The 2,648-nt window shown below is 72.8% G+C and carries 2 protein-coding genes and 1 pseudogene; 2 read left to right on the forward strand and 1 reads right to left on the reverse strand.

The features are described from left to right. The coding region (locus FRW57_RS20165) for a DNA polymerase III subunit gamma and tau (protein ID WP_152186898.1) at positions 1–1,202 on the reverse strand (1,202 nt) is incomplete at its 3' end. 60 nt (positions 1,203–1,262) lie between these two features. On the opposite strand from FRW57_RS20165, the gene FRW57_RS20170 reads away from it, so the two are divergent. Both FRW57_RS20170 and FRW57_RS20175 read left to right on the forward strand, forming a co-directional pair. Beyond that, positions 1,263–1,895 carry an ABC transporter ATP-binding protein gene (locus tag FRW57_RS20170; RefSeq protein WP_238999509.1) on the forward strand — a complete coding sequence of 211 codons (633 nt, stop codon included), beginning with the start codon at positions 1,263–1,265 and terminating at the stop codon, positions 1,893–1,895. After that, positions 1,892–2,648, forward strand: a pseudogene (locus FRW57_RS20175) (hypothetical protein); the annotation flags it as partial. The gene FRW57_RS20170 and the pseudogene FRW57_RS20175, both read left to right, overlap by 4 nt.

A 2,648-nucleotide genomic window follows, 5' to 3' on the forward strand; every position in this document is an offset into this window, starting at 1 on the left:
CGCTGGTGAGGCGGCTCGGCCGCCGCCGGTGGGCGGGCGCCCCCCATGTCGAGGCGACGTTCGAGGCGGTCGAGGCGCACGGCATACCCGCTCTCCCCCGCGGCGCCGGGCAGCAGCATCCGCGCGCAGATGAGCTCGAGCTGGAGCCGCGGCGCGGTGGCGCCGGTCATCTCGGTGAGGCCGGCGTTGACGATGTCGGCGGCGCGCGACAGCGAACCGGCTCCGAACGCGGCCGCCTGCTGGCGCATCCGCTCCAGCTGGTCCTCGGGGACGTTGCGCAGGACCGAGGAGGCACCGCCCTGCACCGCCGCGATGATGATCAGGTCTCGCAGCCGCTCAAGCAGGTCCTCGACGAAGCGGCGGGGGTCGTGGCCCGACTCGATCACCCGGTCGACCTGGCGGAAGACCGACCCACCGTCGCCTGCGGCCAGCGCGTCGATGGTGGCGTCGAGCAGCTCACCGTCGGTGAAGCCGAGCAGCGCGGCCGCGCCCTCGTAGGTCAGCCCGCGCTCGTCCGACCCCGCGATCAGCTGGTCGAGCACCGACAGGGAGTCGCGCACCGACCCGCCACCGGCGCGGACGACGAAGGACAGCACACCCGGCTCGACCGCGACACCCTCCGACTCACACAGCTGCTGGAGGTAGTCCTGCAACCGCGCGGGTGGCACCAGCCGGAACGGGTAGTGGTGGGTGCGCGAGCGGATGGTGCCGATGACCTTCTCGGGCTCGGTGGTCGCGAAGACGAACTTCACGTGCTCGGGCGGCTCCTCGACGATCTTGAGCAGCGCGTTGAAGCCCTGCGGCGTCACCATGTGCGCCTCGTCGATGATGTAGACCTTGTAGCGCGACTGAGCGGGCCCGTAGGACGCGCGCTCGCGCAGGTCGCGTGCATCGTCCACGCCGCCGTGGCTGGCCGCGTCGATCTCGATGACGTCCACGGAACCGGTGCCTCCGCGGGCGAGGGCGACGCAGGACTCGCACGTGCCGCACGGCTCGGGAGTCGGCCCCTGCTCGCAGTTGAGGCAGCGCGCGAGGATGCGGGCGCTCGTGGTCTTGCCGCAGCCGCGAGGACCGCTGAACAGGTAGGCGTGGCCCACCCGGCCGGTGCGCAGGGCCTGCATCAGCGGCTCGGTGACGTGCTCCTGGCCGATGACGTCGGCGAAGGTCTCGGGCCGGTAGCGGCGGTACAGCGCGGTGGTCACAGCACGACAGTAGTCGGCCCTGGGGACACCCCGGCAGGCCCTGTGGGCGACACTTGGCCTGTGGCAACGATCCGCGCGACCGACGTGAGCAAGCTGCTGGGCGAGACGATGCTACTCACCCCGGTCGACCTCGAGGCGCGCCCCGGCGAGTGCCTCGTGCTGCGCGGGCCGAACGGCAGCGGCAAGACCACCCTGCTGCGGATCCTGGCCGGCACCCTGCCCGCGACGACCGGTGAGGCGCAGCTCGACGGGCACGCACTGGACGAGCGCACCCCGCACACCCGCTCGCAGGTCGCGGCGCTGCTCGGGCCCTCGACCACCTACCGCGACCTCACCCTCGGCGACCACCTGGTCCTCATCGACTCCACCTGGGGCGGCGAACCGGGCGACGCGTGGGCGCGGGCGGAGGCGATGCTCGAGCTACTCGAGATCGGCCACCTCGCGAAGCGCTTCCCGCACGAGCTCTCGTCCGGTCAGCAGCAGCTCTTCCAGCTGGCGCTGGTGCTCTTCCGCCCGGCGACGGTGCTGTTGCTCGACGAGCCGGAACAGCGGTTGGACACCCACAAGCGCGACCTGCTCACCCGCGTCCTGGCCGCGCGCAAGGACGCCGGCGACACCTTGGTCATCGCCTGCCACGATCCGGTGATGACCGACGAGCTGGCTGACGCCGTGCTCGACCTCGGGGAGGAGTGATCGCGCTCCCGGACGCCGCCGAGGGCCGGGCACGCCTGGACCGCGCCCGAGACGTGATCTTCGGCGAGCACGAGGACCAGTCGGGCAGCAACGCGGTGTATGCCGTCTACGTCGCCGTCATCGCCGGCGCCACCTACGGCGTCCCGGCGGTGCACGCGCTGCTGACGTTCGTGGACCCGGGGTGGTTCGCGGCCCACGTCACGCCGGTGGCGGGTGGCCTGGTCGCGGGCGGCACGCTGGTGGCGCTGCTCCTCCTCGTCTTCTGGCTGGGACGCGTCCGCGGGCCGGTGGTGCCGGCGTTGCCCTATCTCGACCTCGTGGCGACGAGCTCGATCGACCGCTCGACCAGTCTCGCGAAACCGTGGCGGCTCAGCCTCTTCGGCACGGTGGCCGGTGGAGCGGTCCTGGGTCTGGTGGTCAGCGTCGCCATGCTCGCCGCCGACCTCGCCGGCCCGGCCTCGCTGGTCATCGGGTTGGTCGGCGGGGCCGCGTTCGGCCTCCTCGTGGCGCGGTCGTGGCTGTGGGGGCAGGTGCGGTCCTGGCCCACCGGGCGCCGCGGCCCGTCGACCTTGCTGGCCGCACGAACCTCCTTGCGGCAGCTGCACATCAGCGGTCTGCGGGAACAGGCTGCCAGCTCGGTCGCCAATGGTGGTTCGGTCCTCGCGGGTGACCTGCGGGCGGTCCGCCTGAACATCGCCGCACGGTCGGCGCGTGCGCCCCGGGCCCGGGGCGTCCGGCTGCGCCCGGGTGGTC

The sequence above is a fragment of the Segeticoccus rhizosphaerae genome (assembly GCF_009192725.1).
In the GTDB taxonomy this organism is placed as follows: Bacteria; Actinomycetota; Actinomycetes; order Actinomycetales; family Dermatophilaceae; genus Segeticoccus; species Segeticoccus rhizosphaerae.